A 369-nucleotide genomic window follows, 5' to 3' on the forward strand; every position below is an offset into this window, starting at 1 on the left:
ACATCAGGTCGCCGGGGCGCGCCTGGTTGAGGTCGCGACCGACCAGCCGGCTGTTGAACTGCACCAGCTTGATCGCATTCACGTAGGGCCCGACCTGGCCGCCACCCTGCTGCCAGTTCTGCGCCAGGCGCCGTTGCTCGGGACTGAGCGCCAGCTCCGGGGGCAGGTAGCGGTTGGACAGGCCGTTGGCGCGCAGCCACTTGCCATCGTGGACTTTCAGCGCCTCGTTGGCGGCGAAGCGCACCAGGCCGGCGCAGTCCTGCTGGTGCCAGCGCGGACTCGGCCCTTGGCGCAACTGTTCCTGGGCGATGCGCACGAACCAGGCGCGGAATACCTGCGATTGCTGCGGGTCGAGCGTTACCGCGGGCT

1 protein-coding gene is annotated in these 369 nt (G+C 69.1%); it reads right to left on the reverse strand.

Features of this window, described 5'->3' with window-relative positions:
- Positions 1–369 (reverse strand): DUF1175 family protein (locus FLO80_RS24275; protein ID WP_149187178.1); only part of this gene is annotated, 369 nt, incomplete at both ends.

Source organism: Aquicoccus porphyridii (genome assembly GCF_008369105.1).
GTDB lineage: Bacteria > Pseudomonadota > Alphaproteobacteria > Rhodobacterales > Rhodobacteraceae > Aquicoccus > Aquicoccus porphyridii.